General features: G+C 63.7%; 17 protein-coding genes. 1 reads left to right on the forward strand and 16 read right to left on the reverse strand.

The window, feature by feature from the left end; all coding sequences use genetic code 11:
- Window positions 1-15: 15 nt before the first annotated feature.
- From otnI to NOV72_RS17045, 10 genes are all read right to left on the reverse strand, one after another.
- The gene (otnI, locus tag NOV72_RS17000) at window positions 16-804 is read right to left on the reverse strand and encodes a 2-oxo-tetronate isomerase (protein WP_106855770.1); all 789 of its coding nucleotides are present in this window, start codon (window positions 802-804) and stop codon (window positions 16-18) included.
- Between the two features lie 337 nt (window positions 805-1,141).
- Window positions 1,142-1,783 (reverse strand): 3-oxo-tetronate 4-phosphate decarboxylase, encoded by a 642-nt coding sequence (gene otnC, locus NOV72_RS17005; RefSeq protein ID WP_106855771.1) that lies wholly within the window; start codon window positions 1,781-1,783, stop codon window positions 1,142-1,144.
- Window positions 1,783-3,060, reverse strand: coding sequence for a 3-oxo-tetronate kinase (gene otnK / locus NOV72_RS17010; RefSeq protein WP_106855772.1), 1,278 nt, complete (start codon window positions 3,058-3,060; stop codon window positions 1,783-1,785). Before otnK ends, otnC begins: the two co-directional genes overlap by 1 nt.
- Window positions 3,057-3,953 (reverse strand): L-threonate dehydrogenase, encoded by an 897-nt coding sequence (gene ltnD, locus NOV72_RS17015; protein WP_106855773.1) that lies wholly within the window; start codon window positions 3,951-3,953, stop codon window positions 3,057-3,059. Before ltnD ends, otnK begins: the two co-directional genes overlap by 4 nt.
- Window positions 3,954-3,972: 19 nt before the next feature.
- Window positions 3,973-4,677 carry a FadR/GntR family transcriptional regulator gene (locus tag NOV72_RS17020; RefSeq protein ID WP_106855774.1) on the reverse strand — a complete coding sequence of 235 codons (705 nt, stop codon included), beginning with the start codon at window positions 4,675-4,677 and terminating at the stop codon, window positions 3,973-3,975.
- Between the two features lie 87 nt (window positions 4,678-4,764).
- Window positions 4,765-5,103: a thioredoxin family protein gene (locus tag NOV72_RS17025; protein ID WP_106855775.1), complete on the reverse strand. Its 339-nt coding sequence runs from the start codon at window positions 5,101-5,103 to the stop codon at window positions 4,765-4,767.
- A 109-nt stretch (window positions 5,104-5,212) separates the two neighbouring features.
- Window positions 5,213-5,773 (reverse strand): hypothetical protein, encoded by a 561-nt coding sequence (locus tag NOV72_RS17030; RefSeq protein ID WP_106855776.1) that lies wholly within the window; start codon window positions 5,771-5,773, stop codon window positions 5,213-5,215.
- 71 nt (window positions 5,774-5,844) lie between these two features.
- The gene (locus NOV72_RS17035; protein WP_106855777.1) at window positions 5,845-6,195 is read right to left on the reverse strand and encodes a hypothetical protein; all 351 of its coding nucleotides are present in this window, start codon (window positions 6,193-6,195) and stop codon (window positions 5,845-5,847) included.
- 424 nt (window positions 6,196-6,619) lie between these two features.
- Entirely contained in the window at window positions 6,620-7,555 is a 936-nt protein-coding gene (gene panE / locus NOV72_RS17040) for a 2-dehydropantoate 2-reductase (RefSeq protein ID WP_106855778.1), read from the reverse strand.
- A gap of 30 nt (window positions 7,556-7,585) precedes the next feature.
- On the reverse strand, window positions 7,586-7,927 hold the full coding sequence (locus tag NOV72_RS17045; RefSeq protein ID WP_106855895.1) for a hypothetical protein: 342 nt from the start codon (window positions 7,925-7,927) through the stop codon (window positions 7,586-7,588).
- 281 nt (window positions 7,928-8,208) lie between these two features.
- Here NOV72_RS17045 and gndA point away from each other — a divergent pair, with 281 nt between their 5' ends.
- Window positions 8,209-9,615 carry an NADP-dependent phosphogluconate dehydrogenase gene (gene gndA, locus NOV72_RS17050; protein ID WP_106855779.1) on the forward strand — a complete coding sequence of 469 codons (1,407 nt, stop codon included), beginning with the start codon at window positions 8,209-8,211 and terminating at the stop codon, window positions 9,613-9,615.
- Window positions 9,616-9,664: 49 nt separating this feature from the next.
- Here gndA and NOV72_RS17055 read toward each other — a convergent pair whose 3' ends face one another.
- The 6 genes from NOV72_RS17055 to NOV72_RS17080 are packed head-to-tail and all read right to left on the reverse strand — an operon-like array spanning window position 9,665 to window position 16,395.
- Window positions 9,665-10,786 carry a Gfo/Idh/MocA family protein gene (locus tag NOV72_RS17055; RefSeq protein WP_106855780.1) on the reverse strand — a complete coding sequence of 374 codons (1,122 nt, stop codon included), beginning with the start codon at window positions 10,784-10,786 and terminating at the stop codon, window positions 9,665-9,667.
- The gene (locus NOV72_RS17060) at window positions 10,783-11,844 is read right to left on the reverse strand and encodes a sugar phosphate isomerase/epimerase family protein (protein ID WP_106855781.1); all 1,062 of its coding nucleotides are present in this window, start codon (window positions 11,842-11,844) and stop codon (window positions 10,783-10,785) included. The genes NOV72_RS17055 and NOV72_RS17060 overlap by 4 nt, the downstream gene beginning before the upstream one ends.
- Before the next feature lie 46 nt (window positions 11,845-11,890).
- Entirely contained in the window at window positions 11,891-12,856 is a 966-nt protein-coding gene (locus tag NOV72_RS17065) for a substrate-binding domain-containing protein (protein WP_106855782.1), read from the reverse strand.
- A gap of 32 nt (window positions 12,857-12,888) precedes the next feature.
- Entirely contained in the window at window positions 12,889-13,905 is a 1,017-nt protein-coding gene (locus NOV72_RS17070; protein ID WP_106855783.1) for an ABC transporter permease, read from the reverse strand.
- On the reverse strand, window positions 13,886-15,373 hold the full coding sequence (locus NOV72_RS17075; RefSeq protein ID WP_106855784.1) for a sugar ABC transporter ATP-binding protein: 1,488 nt from the start codon (window positions 15,371-15,373) through the stop codon (window positions 13,886-13,888). Before NOV72_RS17075 ends, NOV72_RS17070 begins: the two co-directional genes overlap by 20 nt.
- A 2-nt stretch (window positions 15,374-15,375) precedes the next feature.
- Entirely contained in the window at window positions 15,376-16,395 is a 1,020-nt protein-coding gene (locus tag NOV72_RS17080) for a LacI family DNA-binding transcriptional regulator (RefSeq protein WP_106855785.1), read from the reverse strand.
- Between the last annotated feature and the right edge of the window lie 88 nt (window positions 16,396-16,483).

Consider the following 16,483-nt stretch of genomic DNA (forward strand, 5'->3'; position numbering starts at 1 on the left):
GGGTCGCGTCCTTTTTCACAGATAAGGTTTGAGCCAGCCGAGACCTTCGGACGTGTTGGTTTTCGGTTTGTATTCGCAGCCGACGAAGCCCTCGTAGCCGAGCGAATCGATCAGCTCGAATAGGTAGGGATAATTGAGTTCGCCGATATCCGGCTCGTGCCGATCCGGCACGCCCGCGATCTGAATATGGCCGATGCCCGCGTTCGGGCGCGTCATGTCGCGTTTCAGCTTGATCGCGATATCGCCTTCCACGATCTGGCAGTGATAGATGTCGAACTGCACTTGCAGGTTCGGGGCGGCGATCGCATCGCAGACGGCTTGCGCTTCGTCCTGACGGTTCAGGAAGAAACCGGGGATGTCGCGGGTGTTGATCGGCTCTATCACGATGCCAATGCCCGCCTTTTCGGCTTCCTTCGCGGCGTATTCGAGGTTTTTCAAATACACCGCGCGATGTTGCTCTCGCGGCTGGTCAGGGGCGATCAGGCCCGCCATCACATGCAGTTTTTTGTTGCCGAGCACGGCGGCGTATTCGAGTCCCTTCGCGACGCTTTCCTTGAATTCCTTTTCCCTTCCCGGCAAGGATGCGATGCCGCGCTCGCCCTTCGACCAGTCGCCCGGCGGGGCGTTGAAGAGCGCTTGTGTCAGGCCGTTGTCTTTCAGGCGCCGCTCGATTTCGCTCGCCGCGAAGTCATACGGGAACAGGAATTCGACCGCCTTGAAACCGTCGCTCGATGCCGCCGCGAAACGGTCCAGGAACGCGTGCTCCGGGTACATCATCGTCAGATTTGCTGCAAAGCTTGGCATTTTGCATGTGCTCCTTGGGTTCTGTTCGATTTGCGCTTCTATGGAATCCTGTGTTCGTGTCGGTCTATTCGCTCTGCCCCTGTGCGGGGCGGCAGTTACTTTCTTTGCTGCTGCAAAGAAAGTAACCAAAGAAACAGCTTTCCCCATCCAAAGTGCCTCACGCCGGCCGCGGCACAGGCGATCGACCTGATGGCCCCGCTATAGCAAGTGCCCTCATAGGTCTCATCGGGCGTGGATCGCGCACGGTCCGACTCGCTAGTCCGCTCAACTCGCCGGTTCAGCCCTGGCAAGCTCCGGCACTGCGCTGCGCGCTGCCGTCGGGTGGTTCTGGCTCCTGTTACCAGCGCGCGCCGAATGTTTTCCTCAAATCCTCTATCGCTTCCTCCGGTAACGGTTCGGGGCGCGGCATCGTCGACAGATAAAGCTGCGCCGTCTCTTCCAACTCCTCCAGCGCGTAGCTCGCGTGCGATACCGATTTCTCCCACACCACCGGTCCAAGCCGTTCCAGCAACACCGCGCGCACCTTCGACGCCAGCGCCGCCACTTCTTCCGCAACCGCCGCATCGCCCGGACGGCGATACGCGATCAACGGCACATGGCCCACCTTCATCACGTAGTACGGTGTGATCGGCGGCAGGACGTCGTCCGCTTTCCATACGCCCGCCAGCGTCAGCGCGACGAGATGCGTCGAATGCGTGTGCACCACGCCGCGCGCTTCCGCATTGTTCTCGTAGATGCGGCGATGCAGTGCCAGCGTCTTCGATGGCCGTCCGCCCGATACATGATCGCCTTTCAGATTGACCTTCGCGATGTCGTTCGGATCGAGACGGCCCAGGCACGCGTCGGTCGGCGTGATGAGCCAGCCGTCGTCCAGACGCGCGCTGATGTTGCCCGCGCTGCCGACCGTATAGCGGCGCTCGTACAGGCTCTTTCCTGTCCGGCAAATCTCTTCGCGAATGGCGTTTTCGTTCGATGCCATCACAGTGCCTTCAGCGCCTTCTCGAAGAAATCGGTCGCGCCGAAATTGCCGGACTTCAGTGCGAGGCCCAGCGATTCATCGGCGTTCGCGCCGATGGATTGCGTCGCCGGCACGCCCGGATCGATCTGCGGCCCGATGCGCAACGACCGCACATCGAGCGCCTGCACGACCGCGCCCGATGTCTCGCCGCCCGCGACCACGAACTTGCGCACGCCTTCGTCACGCAACGCGCGCGCAATCGACGCGAGCGCATCTTCGACCAGTTGCCCCGCCTTCTCGACGCCCAGTTCCTTCTGCACCGCCTTCACTTCATCCGGCGACGATGTCGCGTAGATAAGCACCGGCTCGTCGTGCTTGCGCGCGAATTCGACAGCGTTGCGCACCACCGGCTCGCACCGCGAGAGCGCCATCGGATCGATGCGGAAACCCGGCTTCGATTCGCGCCAGTGCGCGACCTGCGCGTTCGTCGCCTTCGATGCGCTGCCCGCCAGCACGACCGACTTGCCCTCGATCTTCGGCAGATCGGCGGCATGTTCCGCATGCGCGAGCAGATTCGCCGCGCGAAAATTGTCCGGAAGCCCCAGCGCGATGCCCGAGCCGCCCGTGATCAGCGCAAGCCCGCGGCACGCTTCGCCGAGCGTGTGGAGATCGGCGTCGGAGACCGCATCGGCGATGGCGAGGCGCACGCCATCGTTCTTCAGCTCGCCGATGCGCGCACGGATCGCGTCCGCGCCCTTCGCGATCGTGTCGTAGCGAATCAGCCCGACTTTCGCGTTCGTCTGACGCTGCAGCACGCGCACGAGGTTCGGATCGGTCATCGGCGTAAGCGGATGATTCTCCATGCCCGACTCGTTCAGCAGCACGTCGCCGACGAACAGATTGCCGCGAAAGATCGTGCGGCCGTTCTCGGGAAACGCGGGGCAGGCGATCGTGAAATCGTCCTTCAACGCGTCGAGCAACGCCTCCGCGACCGGGCCGATGTTGCCGCGATCGGTGGAATCGAACGTCGAGCAATATTTGAAGAAGAACTGGCGGCAACCCTGCGCGCGCAGCCATTCGAGCGCGTCGAGCGACTGGCGCACGGCGTCGGCGGCGGGAATCGTGCGCGATTTCAGCGCGACGACGATCGCGTCCGCGTCGATGCGCGTGCCCGCTTCGGGAATGCCGATGGTCTGCACCGTGCGCATGCCGCCGCGCACGAGCATGTTGGCGAGATCGGTCGCGCCGGTGAAATCGTCGGCGATACAGCCGAGCAGTGCCTGCGCCGCTTGCGTCATGCCTTCGCTCCCTTCGGGACTTCGATGCCCGGAAAAATCTTGATGACCGCGGAATCGTCCTCGCCGCCGTGACCGGCCGTGGACGCCATCATGAACATCTGGTGCGCCGCCGCCGAAAGCGGCAGCGGAAACTTCGACGTGCGCGCCGTATCCAGCACGAGGCCGAGATCCTTCACGAAGATATCGACGGCGGAGAGCGGCGTGTAATTGCCCGTCAGAATGTGCGGCACGCGGTTCTCGAACATCCACGAGTTGCCGGCGCTGTGCGTGATGACGTCGTAGAGCGCTTCGGGATCGACGCCTTCGCGCAGGCCGAGCGCCATCGCTTCGGCGGCCGCCGCGATATGCACGCCCGCGAGCAACTGGTTGATGATCTTCACCTTCGAGCCCGCGCCGTGCGCGTCGCCCAGGCGATAAACCTTGCCCGCGATCGCATCGAGCACGTCTTCGCATGCGGCGTAGGCGTCGGCGGGGCCGGAGGTCATCATCGTCATGTCGCCGGAATTGGCCTTCGCCGCGCCGCCAGACAAGGGCGCGTCGAGCAGCAGCACGCCTTTTTCGCCGATGCGCCTGCCTAAATCGGCGGCGAATTGCGGCGATACCGTCGCGCACGCGAGCACGACGCTGCCGGGCTTCATCGCGCCGAGTGCGCCGTTCTCGCCGAACAGCACGGCTTCCGTTTGCGCCGCGTTGACCACGACCGTCAGCACGACGCCGCACTTGCCGCCCAGTTCCGCCGGCGATACACACGCGATGCCGCCTTCGGCCGCGAACGCATCGAGCACGGGCTGGCGCACATCGCACGCATGGACGGCGAAGCCCGCGCGCAACAAGGAGCGCGCGACGCCCATGCCCATTGCGCCCAGCCCGATGACTCCCACGTTTCTCGTCATGGCGTTTCTTCCCGATGAATTAGCAGATGCCCGCTTCCGCCAGACGGCGCGCGGCGTTGATGAGATGAGTTTGCGCGGCGTCGCGCGCGGCGGCGGAATCGTGCGAGCGGATCGCCTCGACGATCGCCGCGTGCTCCTCGCGCACCTGGCGCATGAAATCCTCGCGCAGCGCCTCGTTGCCGCGCGTGACGAGCGTGCCCGCTTCGAGATACTGGTTCAGAAAGGTGAGGGTTTTCAGGAAGTACGGATTGCCTGTCGCGTTCGCGATTTCGCGATGAAACGCAACGTCTTCCGCGACGCCGTCCCGGCCTTCGCGAACGGCTTCGTCGATGCGCGCCAGGGCGTCTTCGATGGCGGCGAGTTGTTTGTCGGTGCGACGCAGCGCGGCTTCGGACGCGACTTCCGCCTCGATCGCCCGGCGCAGCGCGAGAATCTGCACGACCGCGCCCGGCTCGACCGCCTGCGCGTAATCGATGCGCAACGGCCGAATGCCCGCCCGCTCGACGATAAACACGCCGCTGCCCTGCCGCGGCTCGACCATGCCTTCGTTCTTCAGACGCGAGATGGCTTCGCGAATCACCGTGCGGCTCACGCCGAATTCCTGCGCGAGCACGGCTTCCGTCGGCAGCTTGCCGGCCGCGGCGAAACTGCCCTTCTCGATCAGCTTTTGCAATTGCTGCGCGACCGAATCGGACAGCGCGCGCGGCGGAATTTTCTCGAACATGCGACTCGATGCGGCTCGTAAAGTCATCGGGTCATCATACAAGTTTTCGAGACGGACTTTGACCGGGGAATAACCCTCGGAGCGATGCTATTGCGCGAGCGGTTCGTCGATGAGCGCGAGCGCGTCGCGGATTTCGGAGACGTCGCCGGGGCGCACGAGCCGCGCGACTTCCTTGCCGCCGAGCATGAAGACGAGCGTCGGCCAGAGCTTCACGCGAAACGAGCGGCCGAGCGGGCGCCCGCTGCCGTCTTCGATTTTCATATGCTTCACCGCGCCGTGACCCTGAAACGCCTGCGCGATCAGCGGCTGCGCGGCGCGGCAGAAACCGCACCAGTCGGTGCCGAACTCGACGACCATCGGGCCGCTCTGCGCGTCGATCTCGACGCGTTCGGGCGCGGTCTTCGCGTATTCGATATTCATGCTCATGAGGCTCGTCCTTGCGTCTTTTTCGTCCCGCTGAAGTTAGCAGAAACCTTGCCCGCCTGCCGAAGCGAGCGGGCGCGGGAGACAACGGCCAGCGCAAGGTCAGCGGAAGTTACGAACCGACGGCAATGGAAGTCACTTCATGATTGGCGCCGCCCGCTATCGTCACCTGTATGTTCATGCGCAGCGCCATCATGAAGAGGTGATTCCGGTTGTCGTAATTGTCCCGGCTCGGCCACATCTGCGCGCAATAGCGGGAACCGTCGTTCGCCTGAAGGACATAGGTGACCGCCGAGCCCGGATCTTTATCGACGATTCGCATCACCATGCCCGTGCGGCTGTCCTGTAATTTCAGAAACGAACAACTCAGCGATGGAATGGCCGAATCGCTCGGCGCGACGGCGAGTCCGGTTATGTTTCCGGAATCGTCGCCGGAAAGGGTAATGGGCAGGCCGTAATCCAGCGCCATCATCAAGAGATTGTTTCTGTTTTCATGTGTGGCGATATTCAACTGGCCGCAATACAACGCGCCCTCGGCCGTTTTGAGAACGAAATTGACGTTCTCGAGATCGTTCGAATCGATAATGCGGGTGAGAAATCCGCCTTTGACACCCGTGAGCGTAATGCCGCCTCGAACGAGGCCCGGGTTGGCGCAATTATTAACGTTCTTCACTTACTATCCTTTTTTGTCCAGGATTTTGATTCGCGCGCGTCGAGATCATCGAGCGGCACGCCATAGTTCATTTACAGACAATCGGTCCGCACGTGGTTTGTCTGAGTCCCGTCACCGCCGTCGCAAAGCGTATGACCGGGGGCTCCAACCACAGCCGCTTTCACATAACTGTTTATCCCGCCGAACACCATCACGAATCGCCCGGATTCGAGCGCGAGCCGCAATAGCGCATCGCGGTTGCCCCGGCGCCGGACATCCATCTGAGCGCAATATTGCTTGCCGTCGGGCGCTTGAACGAGGTAATTCACATAGACCGACGCATCCGAGTCGACGATACGGACGACCACGCCGACCTGCGCGCCATCCAACGGAATGCCCGCGCAGACGAGCGACGGGATCACCGGCGAACTTCTGATTCTCATTTAATAACTCCTTACATGAAATGCCGCCATTAATGCAAATGAAATGGTCTCGACGAGCCGTGTTTTCGTTTTAGAAAAATTTTTTTTCATTTTTAACAGAACGATACATATCGTGCTTTTTATGTAGGTTCTTAATCACGGAGGCTTTCATGCAAACTCGGAGTCCGGCCACCGGAAAATCGGATGGCAAAAGCAGAACGCGTGCATTACCCGAAGGCAATGCGCGTCTGCGAGCCAGCTATTTATATGACTAATAAGATAAGGAAAACGATTAATCGGCTTTGATTTACAGCAACTTTCAGGAGGCTAAATCTAAGGCCAAAATTATGTCAGCCAATATTTATAACTGTCATTTTTTGAGACATCGCGGGTCAAAACAATGCGCCGCCGTTTCGGCGGCGCTCGAAACGCGAGTTGCGAAAGCTCAGGCGCGCGCCATGCGCGTGCGGCGCGCGTCATAGGCTTTCAGATGCGAAAAAGCCACCGCCAGCGCCGACAAGCCGACGGTCTCCGTGCGCCGCCGCGCCAGCAAGTCCCCGACGACGTGGTCCGCCTCGATCGGCGCGCCGTTCTCCAGGTCGCGCAGCATCGACGCGGTCATCAGCGAGCCGCGTTCCGAGAAGAACGCTCGCGCGCGCGCGACCACCGCCTCGCCCGGCGCGTGCGCGTTGTCGGCGGCGATGCCGCAGCATTCGTCGAAGAGACGGAACAGCAGCGCTTCGCCGCCCGGCGACGCGAGAATGTCGCCGATGGGCGCGCGCATCAGGCAGGTGCCCGTCGCGAGCGTCGCGAGGAACACCCACTTGTCCCACATCGATTGCAGGATGTCCTCGCTCACGTTCAGCTCGAAGCCCGCGCCGCCGAGTTGCGCGGCGATCGCGTCGATGCGCGCCGAGCGGCCGCCGGCGCGTTCGCCGATGGTCATCGAATGCATGTTGTTCAGATGCAGGATTTCGCCTTCGGCGTCGAGCGTCGCGGCGATCACGCATTGGCCGCCGAGCACGTTCGCCGGATCGAAACGCGCATCGAGCGCGTCGAGATGGCCCATGCCGTTCAGGAGCGGCAGGATCGCCGTGTTCGGGCCGGCCGCGGGCGCAAAGGAATCGATCGCGCCTTGCAGGTCGTAGGCCTTGCAGCTCAACAGCACGAGATCGTAAGGCTGGCCGATGTCCTTCGCGAGCACCATCGGCGGACAGGCGAACGCGAGGTCGCCTTCCGGGCTCTTCACTTTCAGGCCGCATTGCCGCAGCCGCTCCGCTCGACGCTCGCGCACGAGGAAGGTCACGTCCCTGCCCGCTTCGAGCAACCGCGCGCCGAAATATCCGCCGATGGCCCCCGCGCCCACTACCAGAATCCGCATGTCTCGCTCCTGTTGGTCAGATGCACCGCTTCAAGCCTGCCACACGCCATAGCCCGCTTCCCGCAAGCCGATCGCCAGTTCCACTTCCATGTCGCGCGCGCCGTCGTAGGGCATCGGGTTGTACATCTCGTACAGATGCGGCAGGAGCCGCAGCCCGAACTCGCGCACGAAACGGTTCGACTGGATGCCCGCCTTGTGCTTGTCGAAACGCACGTCGGGATCGATGCCCGTCATGCCCACGTAGACGAACGGCTTGCCGGTCACGTAGTCCGGATTCGCGCGGCGAAAACGCGCTTCGTTCCAGACGGCGCCGGAGAGTTCGATCACGTAGACGGAATAATGATGGCTGCGCGCGCGCCGGGAGGGCGGCATGTTCCGGGTGGCCTTCGCGGCGTGCTCGTTGCGGGCGTTCATTCTAAGACGGCGCGACGCCAGGCGCTCGATCGTGCGGCGCGCCCCCTGCCGGATGCGCCTCGAAGTGGTAAATTCGGGGCGGTCTGCGCTCGCGCAAGACGATTGGATCGCCGCACGGCCCATCGAGCCGCCGATCGAACCCGAGACGACCTCTCACGCGAGCGCCGCTCCCATCGACACGTTTTCATCCCGAAGCCGCGCCACGAGCCGCGTACGCTTCGGTTATCCGGAGATCAAGCATGAGCAAACAAGCTATCGGCGTGGTGGGCCTCGCCGTCATGGGCCGCAATCTGGCCTTGAATATCGAGAGCCGCGGTCACGCCGTTTCGGTCTACAACCGCAGCCGCGCCAAAACCGACGAACTGATTGCCGAGAATCCCGACAAGAAGCTCGTGCCGACCTACACGCTCGAAGAGTTCGTCGAGTCCCTCGAAAAGCCGCGCCGCATCCTGATGATGGTGAAGGCGGGCGCCGGCACCGACGAAACCATCGCTTCGCTGCGTCCGCTGCTCGAAAAGGGCGACATTCTCATCGACGGCGGCAACACGCATTTCACCGACACCATCCGCCGCAATCAGGATCTCGCGAAGTCGGGGCTGCATTTCATCGGCACGGGCGTGTCGGGCGGCGAGGAAGGCGCGCTGAAAGGCCCGTCGATCATGCCGGGCGGACAGAAGGAAGCCTACGAACTCGTCGCGCCGATCCTCACCGAGATCGCGGCGAAGGCGCCGGACGGCGAGCCGTGCGTCGCGTACATGGGTCCGGACGGCGCGGGCCATTTCGTGAAAATGGTGCACAACGGCATCGAGTACGGCGACATGCAACTGATCGCCGAGAGCTATGACGTGCTCAAGCGCGTCGCCGGTTTGTCGAACGAAGAACTGGGCAAGGTGTATGTCGAGTGGAATCAGGGCGAGCTGGACAGCTATCTGATCGAGATCACGTCGAAGATCTTCTCGAAGAAAGACGACGAAACCGGCAAGGATCTCGTCGATGTCATTCTCGACCGCGCCGCGCAAAAGGGCACCGGCAAGTGGACGAGCCAGAATGCGTTGGACCTCGGCGCGCCGTTGCCTTTGATCACGGAAGCGGTGTTCGCGCGCGTGCTGTCGTCGCTCAAGACGCAGCGTGTCGCGGCGGCGAAGGTGCTGTCCGGCCCGACGCCGAAGTTCGATGGCGATCGCGCGGCGTTCGTCGAGTCGGTGCGGCGGGCGTTGTATCTGTCGAAAATCGTGTCTTATGCGCAAGGCTTTGCGCAGTTGCGCGCGTCGTCGGAAGAGTACAACTGGGATCTGCATTACGGCGAGATCGCCAAGATCTTCCGCGCGGGCTGCATCATCCGCGCGCGCTTCCTGCAGAAGATCACCGACGCGTATGAGAAGAATCCGCAGCTCGCGAATCTGCTGCTCGATCCGTATTTCAGCGATATCGCCGCGAAGTATCAGGAAGCATTGCGCGACGTGATCGTCGCGGCCGTGAAAGCGGGGATTCCGGTGCCCGCGTTCTCGTCGGCGATCGCCTATTTCGACGGGTATCGGTCGGAACGGCTGCCCGCGAATCTCGTGCAGGCGCAGCGGGATTTCTTCGGCGCGCATACGTTCGAGCGCACGGACAAGGAAGGGAGCTTTCACGCGAACTGGGCGTGATGGCGTCAGCGTAAGTGCGAACGGGGCGGCTTGCGGGCCGCCCCGTTTTTTATCCCAGCGCCACCCACTCGCCGTTCCGCTCGCCGCTCCTCAATACGGCATCGACGAACCTCAGTCCCGCGACTCCATCCTCGACGGTCGTCAGCCAGTCGTCTCCCTGCGTGGTTCCGCTCGCGATGCACGCCGCCGCGTCCGTATAAAGCTGCGCAAACGCTTCCAGATACCCTTCCGGATGCCCCGCCGGAACGCGCGTCGCATGCAGCGCTTCGGGGCTTTGCACGCGCCCGCGCGTGATCCGTTCCGACGCGCCGCCGATCGGCGTGAACCACAATTCGTTCGGCGTCTGTTGATCGAATGCGATGCCCGCCTTCGTGCCGTACACACGCAGGCGCAACGCATTCTCCTCGCCCGCCGCGACCTGGCTCGCCCATAACATGCCGCGCGCGCCGCCGGGATAACGGAACATCGCCTGCACGTGATCGTCGACACGGCGATGCGGCACGAACGTCGTCACGTCCGCCGACAATTCCGCCGGCCGCATGCCGGTCACGTATTCCGCGAGCTGATACGCGTGCGTGCCGATATCGCCGAGACAGCCCGCCGGACCCGCCAGCGCCGGATCGGTGCGCCACAGCGCCTGCCGGTTCGCCTGCGTCTCGACGGGCAGCGACAGCCAGTCCTGCGCATACTCCACCTGCACGACGCGAATGTCGCCGAGCAGGCCGCGCCGCACCATCCCGCGCGCGTGACGCACGAGCGGATAGCCCGTGTACGTGTAAGTCACCGCGAACACGCGATCCTTGTCGCGCGCGAGTTTCGCCAGCGCCTCGCCTTCATCGAGCGATACGGTGAGCGGCTTGTCGCAAATCACGTGAATGCCGGCTTCGAGAAACGCCGTGGCGACCGGCGCATGCAGATGATTCGGCGTGACGATCGCCACCGCCTCGATGCCGTCCGAGCGCCCCGCCTCGATGCGCGCCATCTCGCGATAATCGTCGTAGCTGCGCGCAAGCCCGATCGCCGCCGCGCTCGACGCCGCGCGCCGCGCATCCGACGACAACGCGCCCGCGACGAGCTCATAACGATCGTCGAGCCGCGCCGCGATCCGATGCACCGCGCCGATGAACGCGCCCTCGCCGCCGCCGACCATGCCCAAGCGCACGCGATTCATCGCTCGTCCCCCAGTCCGAGCACGCCGCGCATCTGCTCGCGGCTCGCGCCGCTGCCGGCGAAGTCATCGAACGCGCGCCCGGCCACGCGGATGATGTGGTCGCGAATGAACACCGCGCCCTCGCGCGCGCCGTCTTCCGGATGCTTCAACGCGCACTCCCATTCGAGCACGGCCCAGCCGGGAAAATCGTATTGCGCCATTTTCGAGAAGATCGCCTTGAAGTCGATCTGGCCGTCGCCCAATGAACGAAAACGTCCCGCGCGATCGGTCCATCCCGAATAGCCGCCGTACACGCCCTGCTTTCCGTTCGGCCGGAACTCCGCGTCCTTCACATGAAACGCCTTGATGCGCGCGTGATAAATATCGATGAACGCGAGGTAATCGAGTTGCTGCAGCACGAAGTGACTCGGATCGAACAGGATGTTCGCGCGCGGATGATCGTCCACCGCCGCGAGAAAGCGCTCGAACGTGACGCCGTCGTGCAGGTCTTCGCCCGGATGCAGTTCGTAGCAGACGTCGATGCCCGCGCGGTCGAACTCGTCGAGAATCGGGCGCCAGCGTCTCGCGAGTTCCTCGAACGCGGCTTCGACGAGACCCGCCGGACGCTGCGGCCACGGATAGACATACGGCCACGCGAGCGCGCCCGAAAACGTCACGTGCGAATTCAGGCCCAGACGCTTCGACGCCGCCGCCGCGAGCTTCAATTGCGCCGTCGCCCATTCCGTGCGCGCCGCCGGATCGCCGCGCACGTGCGGAGCGGCGAAGCCGTCGAACAGCGTGTCGTAGGCGGAATGAACCGCGATCAACTGGCCTTGCAAATGCGTCGACAATTCGGTGATCGCCACGCCCGCATCGTCCACCGTGCGGCGGATGTCGTCGCAATAGGCATCGCTCGACGCGGCTTTTTCCAGATCGATCAGACGCGGATCGGCGGGCACCTGGATGCCTTCGTATCCGAGCGAGCTTGCCCACGACGCGAGGTTCGCGAGCGTATCGAACGGCGGCTGATCGCCCATGAACTGCGCGAGAAATATCGCCGGGCCTTTGATGGTCTTCATCTTTCGCCTCTCAGAGAAAGCAGGCCGCGTGAACGGCCTTCGCACATCAGAACGGCGAGTTCGGGAAATAGAACTGCTTGGCGTTGTCCTTCGTGATGAGCACCGACGGGATGATCGTCGTCGGCGGCAGCTTGTCGCCCTTGAGGCGCGCTTCGGCGGTCAGCTTGATCGCGTCGTAGATGAATTTCGGCGAGTACGACACGTCGGCCGGCACGCGCTTGTCGCCATCCATGATGCGCTTCACGGCTTCCTTCGATCCCGCGCCACCGAAAACGATCTTCACGTCCGTGCGCTTCGCCTGATCGATCGCCTTCAGCACGCCGACCATCATGTCGTCGTCGGCGGCCCAGACGGCGTCGATATGCTTGAAACGCGTGAGATAGTCCTGCATCACCTTGAAGGCGTCGTCGCGATTCCAGTTCGCATACTTCGCGTCGAGAATCTTCATGTCGGGATGCTGCTTTATCACGCCTTCGAACGCGGTCCAGCGTTCGTTGTCGAGCGTCGTCGGAATGCCGCGCAGCGCGACGATGTCGCCCTTGCCGTTCAGCGCCTTCGCGAGATACTCGGCGGGAATCTTGCCGAACGCGGTGTTGTCGCCGGCCACGTAGGCATCTTGCGCGCTGGTGTCGGTGAGACCGCGATCGACCACCGTCACATACACGCCTTTCTTGTGCACTTGCGCGACAGGCTGCGTGAGCGACGCCGATTCCTGCGGGAAGATCACGAGCGCGTTGATCTTGTTGACCGTCACGAGATCCTGCAACTGGTTGGCCTGCTCGGGCGCGGTGCCGGCCGTTTTCACGATCACCTTCAGGTCCGGATGCGCCTTCTCCAGTTCCTTCTTCGCCTCGTTGGCCCACCACACGATGCCGCCCGTGAAGCCGTGATCCGCTGTCGGAATCGCAACGCCGAGCACGACCTTTTCGTCGGCATGAGCGGACGGCGATACGGCGGCGAACGCACTCGCCGCGAGCGTGAGCGCGCCGAGCGCGCGAAGCATGTTCTTCATGACGATGTCTCCTTGTCTTGTGGATGTTCCGGCTAACGACGACCGCGCTGCAAAAACGCTACGAGGATGATCACGGCGCCCTGCACCGCCGCGTTCAGATACACGCTGATGATGCTCGTGAGATTCAGGATGTTGTTGATGACCGAAAGCAGAATCGCGCCGATGACCGTGCCGATCACACGCCCTTCGCCACCTTTGAGCGCGGTGCCGCCGACCACGACGGACGCGATCGCTTCGAGCTCCCACAGCAGGCCCGTGGTCGGCGTGGCGGAGCCCAAGCGCGGCACGTACAGAATCGTCGCGACGGCGACGCACAGCCCGAGCAGCACATAAGTGACGATCTTCACGCGATCCACGCGAATGGCCGCATATCGCGCGACCTGCTCGTTCGAACCGATCGCCTGAACGTGCCGTCCGTACACCGTGCGATTGAGCACGAGCGCGCCGCCCGCCGCGACGATCAGAAATATCCAGATCGGCACCGGCACGCCGAACAGACTCGCGTAATAGACCGGCCCGTAGAGATCGACGAGCGAGTTGTCGAGCGTGAGCGCGCCGCCGTCCGCGAGCCACGTGAGCAGCGCGCGAAAGATGCCGAGCGTGCCCAGCGTGACGATGAACGGCTCGATGCGCCCCTTCGTCACGAGCACGCCATGCGCGAAGCCGAACAGCGCGCCGAGCACGAGCGCGAGCACGACGCCCAGCGCGATGATCAGAAGCGGCGGCACCGCATGTCCATGAAAGCCCTGCATGAGCGCGTTCATCATGTAGATCATGCTGCCCGCGATCAGCGCGGCCATCGAGCCGACCGACAGATCGATGCCGCCCGAGATGATCACGAACGTCATGCCCACCGCGATGATGCCGATGAACGACGTGCGCGTGAGCACGTTCATCGCGTTGTCGAGCGTGGCGAAGTCGCCGTTGAGCAGCGTGCCGCCGATGCACAGCGCGATCAGCCCGATCAGCGGCCCGACGCCGAACAGAAAGCGTGCGGCGGCGGAGAGGCGGCTCTCGCTTTCGGTGTCTTCAGTGTGTGCCGGTCGCATGCGCGATCAACCTCTCTTCGGTCAAAAGATCCATGCCGAGCGTCGCGACGAGCTCGCCCGCGCGCATGACCGCGACGCGATGACACAAGCCGATCAACTCGATCAGCTCGGACGAAATCACGATCACCGCGCGGCCCTCGGCGGCGAGGCGATGAATCAGGAAATAGATGTCGCGTTTCGCGCCGACATCGACGCCGCGCGTCGGTTCGTCGAGCACGATCACGCGCGGATCGGGATTCAGGAACTTCGCGAGCGCGAGCTTCTGCTGATTGCCGCCCGAGAGCATGCGCGCGCGAATCGACGTGTTGCCCGTGCGAATGCCGAAATCGTTCACCGCTTTTTTCAACGCATCGCGTTCGGCGTGCAGGTCGATGAGCGGGCGCGCATAGCGCTCCAGCGTCATCATCGTCAGGTTGTCCTTCAGCGCCATGTCGACGTGCAGTCCGCGTCCCTTGCGGTCCTCGCTCAGGTACGTGAGGCCTTGCTGCATCGCCTCGCGCGGGCTTTTCAGCCTGACGGTTGCTCCGTCTATCATGACGCGTCCCGCGCTCAGCGGCCGCAAGCCGACGAGCGCCTCGAACAACTCCGTGCGTCCCGCGCCGACGAGTCCCGCGAAGCCGAACACTTCGCCCTTGCGCACCGAAAAGCCGATGCCGCTGGCCCAGCCGGGCACCGAAGCGCCTTCGACCTCGAATGCGACCGGCGCCCCGGCGGCCAATGGAGGCTTGTCGGGAAACATGTCGGAGACTTCGCGGCCGACCATCAGGTTCGCCATCTGCTGGCGCGTGAGTTCGTCGGTCGGCGCGCGCGCGACGAAACGGCCATCGCGCATCACGATCACTTCGTCGGTCACGCGCTCCACTTCGTCGAGCTTGTGCGAGATATAGACGATGGTCGTGCCCGCATCCTTCAGACGCGCCATCAGCCCGAAAAGACGCTGTGTCTCCGAGGGCGTCAGCGTCGCGGTCGGCTCGTCCATGATGAGCAGCCGCGCCTCGCGCAGCATCGCCTTCGCGATCTCGACCAGTTGCTTCTCCGCGACGATCAGGTCGCGCACCTTCGTATCCGGATTCTTGTGCAGGCCGACTTCGCTCAGCGCCGCGCGGGCGTCGTCGCGCATCGCGGCTTCATCGAGGAACAAGCCTTTCTTCAGCTCATGCCCGAGGAACATGTTCTGCGTGATGCTCAAGTGATCCGCGAGATTCAGTTCCTGGTGAATCAGCACGATGCCCGCGTGCTCGGCGTCGCGCGAACTCGCGAAGCTGCGCGCGCGTTCGTCGATGAAAAGCTCGCCCGCATTCGGGCGCTCGTAGCCCGCGAGAATCTTCATCAGCGTGGACTTGCCCGCCCCGTTTTCGCCGAGAAATCCGACGATGCGCCCCGGCGCGATATCGAAGGTGACGCCGTGCAGCACGCGCACCGGTCCGAACTGTTTTTCGATGCCCTGAAAGCGCACGGCGAGGCTCATCGTCACGCGCTCCTTCGGCGAATCAGCCGATGCGGCAGCAGCACGCCCGGCACCTCCGCGCGCGGATCGCGCAGGCGCTTGAGCAGGAGATCGGCGGCGGTTTCGCCCAGCAGTTGCATCGGCTGCGAAACGGTGGTCAAGGGCGGATCGACATGCGCGGCCACGGCGATGTCGTCGAAGCCGACGACCGCGACATCGTCCGGCACCGCGAAGCCCGCGCCGCGAAAGCCGTTCATCACGCCGATGGCGAGGGTGTCGGAAACGGCGAAGGCGGCGGTCGGCCGCGCATCGCCGAGTGCGGCGAGTTGCGCGGCCGCGCGTTCGCCTGCGTCGTAATCGAGACTGTCGAGTTCGATCAGCCACTCGGCGCGCGGCTCGATGCCCGCGTCCCTCAGCGCATCGCGATAGCCGGCGAGCCGCTGACGCCCGTAAAGATAGCCCTGCCCGGAGTTGATGAGCGCGATGCGCCGATGCCCCTTCGCCGTCAGATAGCGCACGACGTCGCCCGCCGCGAGATGATTGTCGATGCCGACGTACGGCACGCCCGCCGCCGGATCGAACTCGCAGCACGCGACCCACGGCAGCGCCGACGCTTCTTCGGCGAGCGCCTTCTGCACGGCGGCGGGATCGAGGCAGATCGCGCCGTCGGCGCGGCGTCCGCGCAGGAGATCGAAATAGCTTCGCTCGCGCAGCGGGTCGGCGCCGGTGTCGCACAACAGCATGAAGTAGCCGTTCTGGCGCGCGACGCTGTCGATGCCGCGCACGATCGCCGCATAGAACGGGTTGCCGAAGTCGGGGACCATGGTGAGCAGCAGGCGGCTTTCCGCCGTGCGCAGATTGCGCGCAAGCTCGTTGATGCGATAGCCGCTCGCCGCGACCGCTTCGAGGACTCTGTCGCGCGTGGCCTCGCGGACATTCGTGTGCCCGTTGAGCACACGCGAAACGGTGGCAACCGACACGCCCGCGCGCTCGGCGACATCGGCAATCGATACTTCCTCGCGTGGACGAACCGTATCTGACATCGCTCCGTCGCTCGCGGCGATCGAGATGTAATGGATTACATTATTTGATCGGACGAGCGCGATGGCAACAGCAATCGGCTAGGGACAA

It is taken from the genome of Caballeronia novacaledonica (assembly GCF_900258035.1).
GTDB lineage: Bacteria > Pseudomonadota > Gammaproteobacteria > Burkholderiales > Burkholderiaceae > Caballeronia > Caballeronia novacaledonica.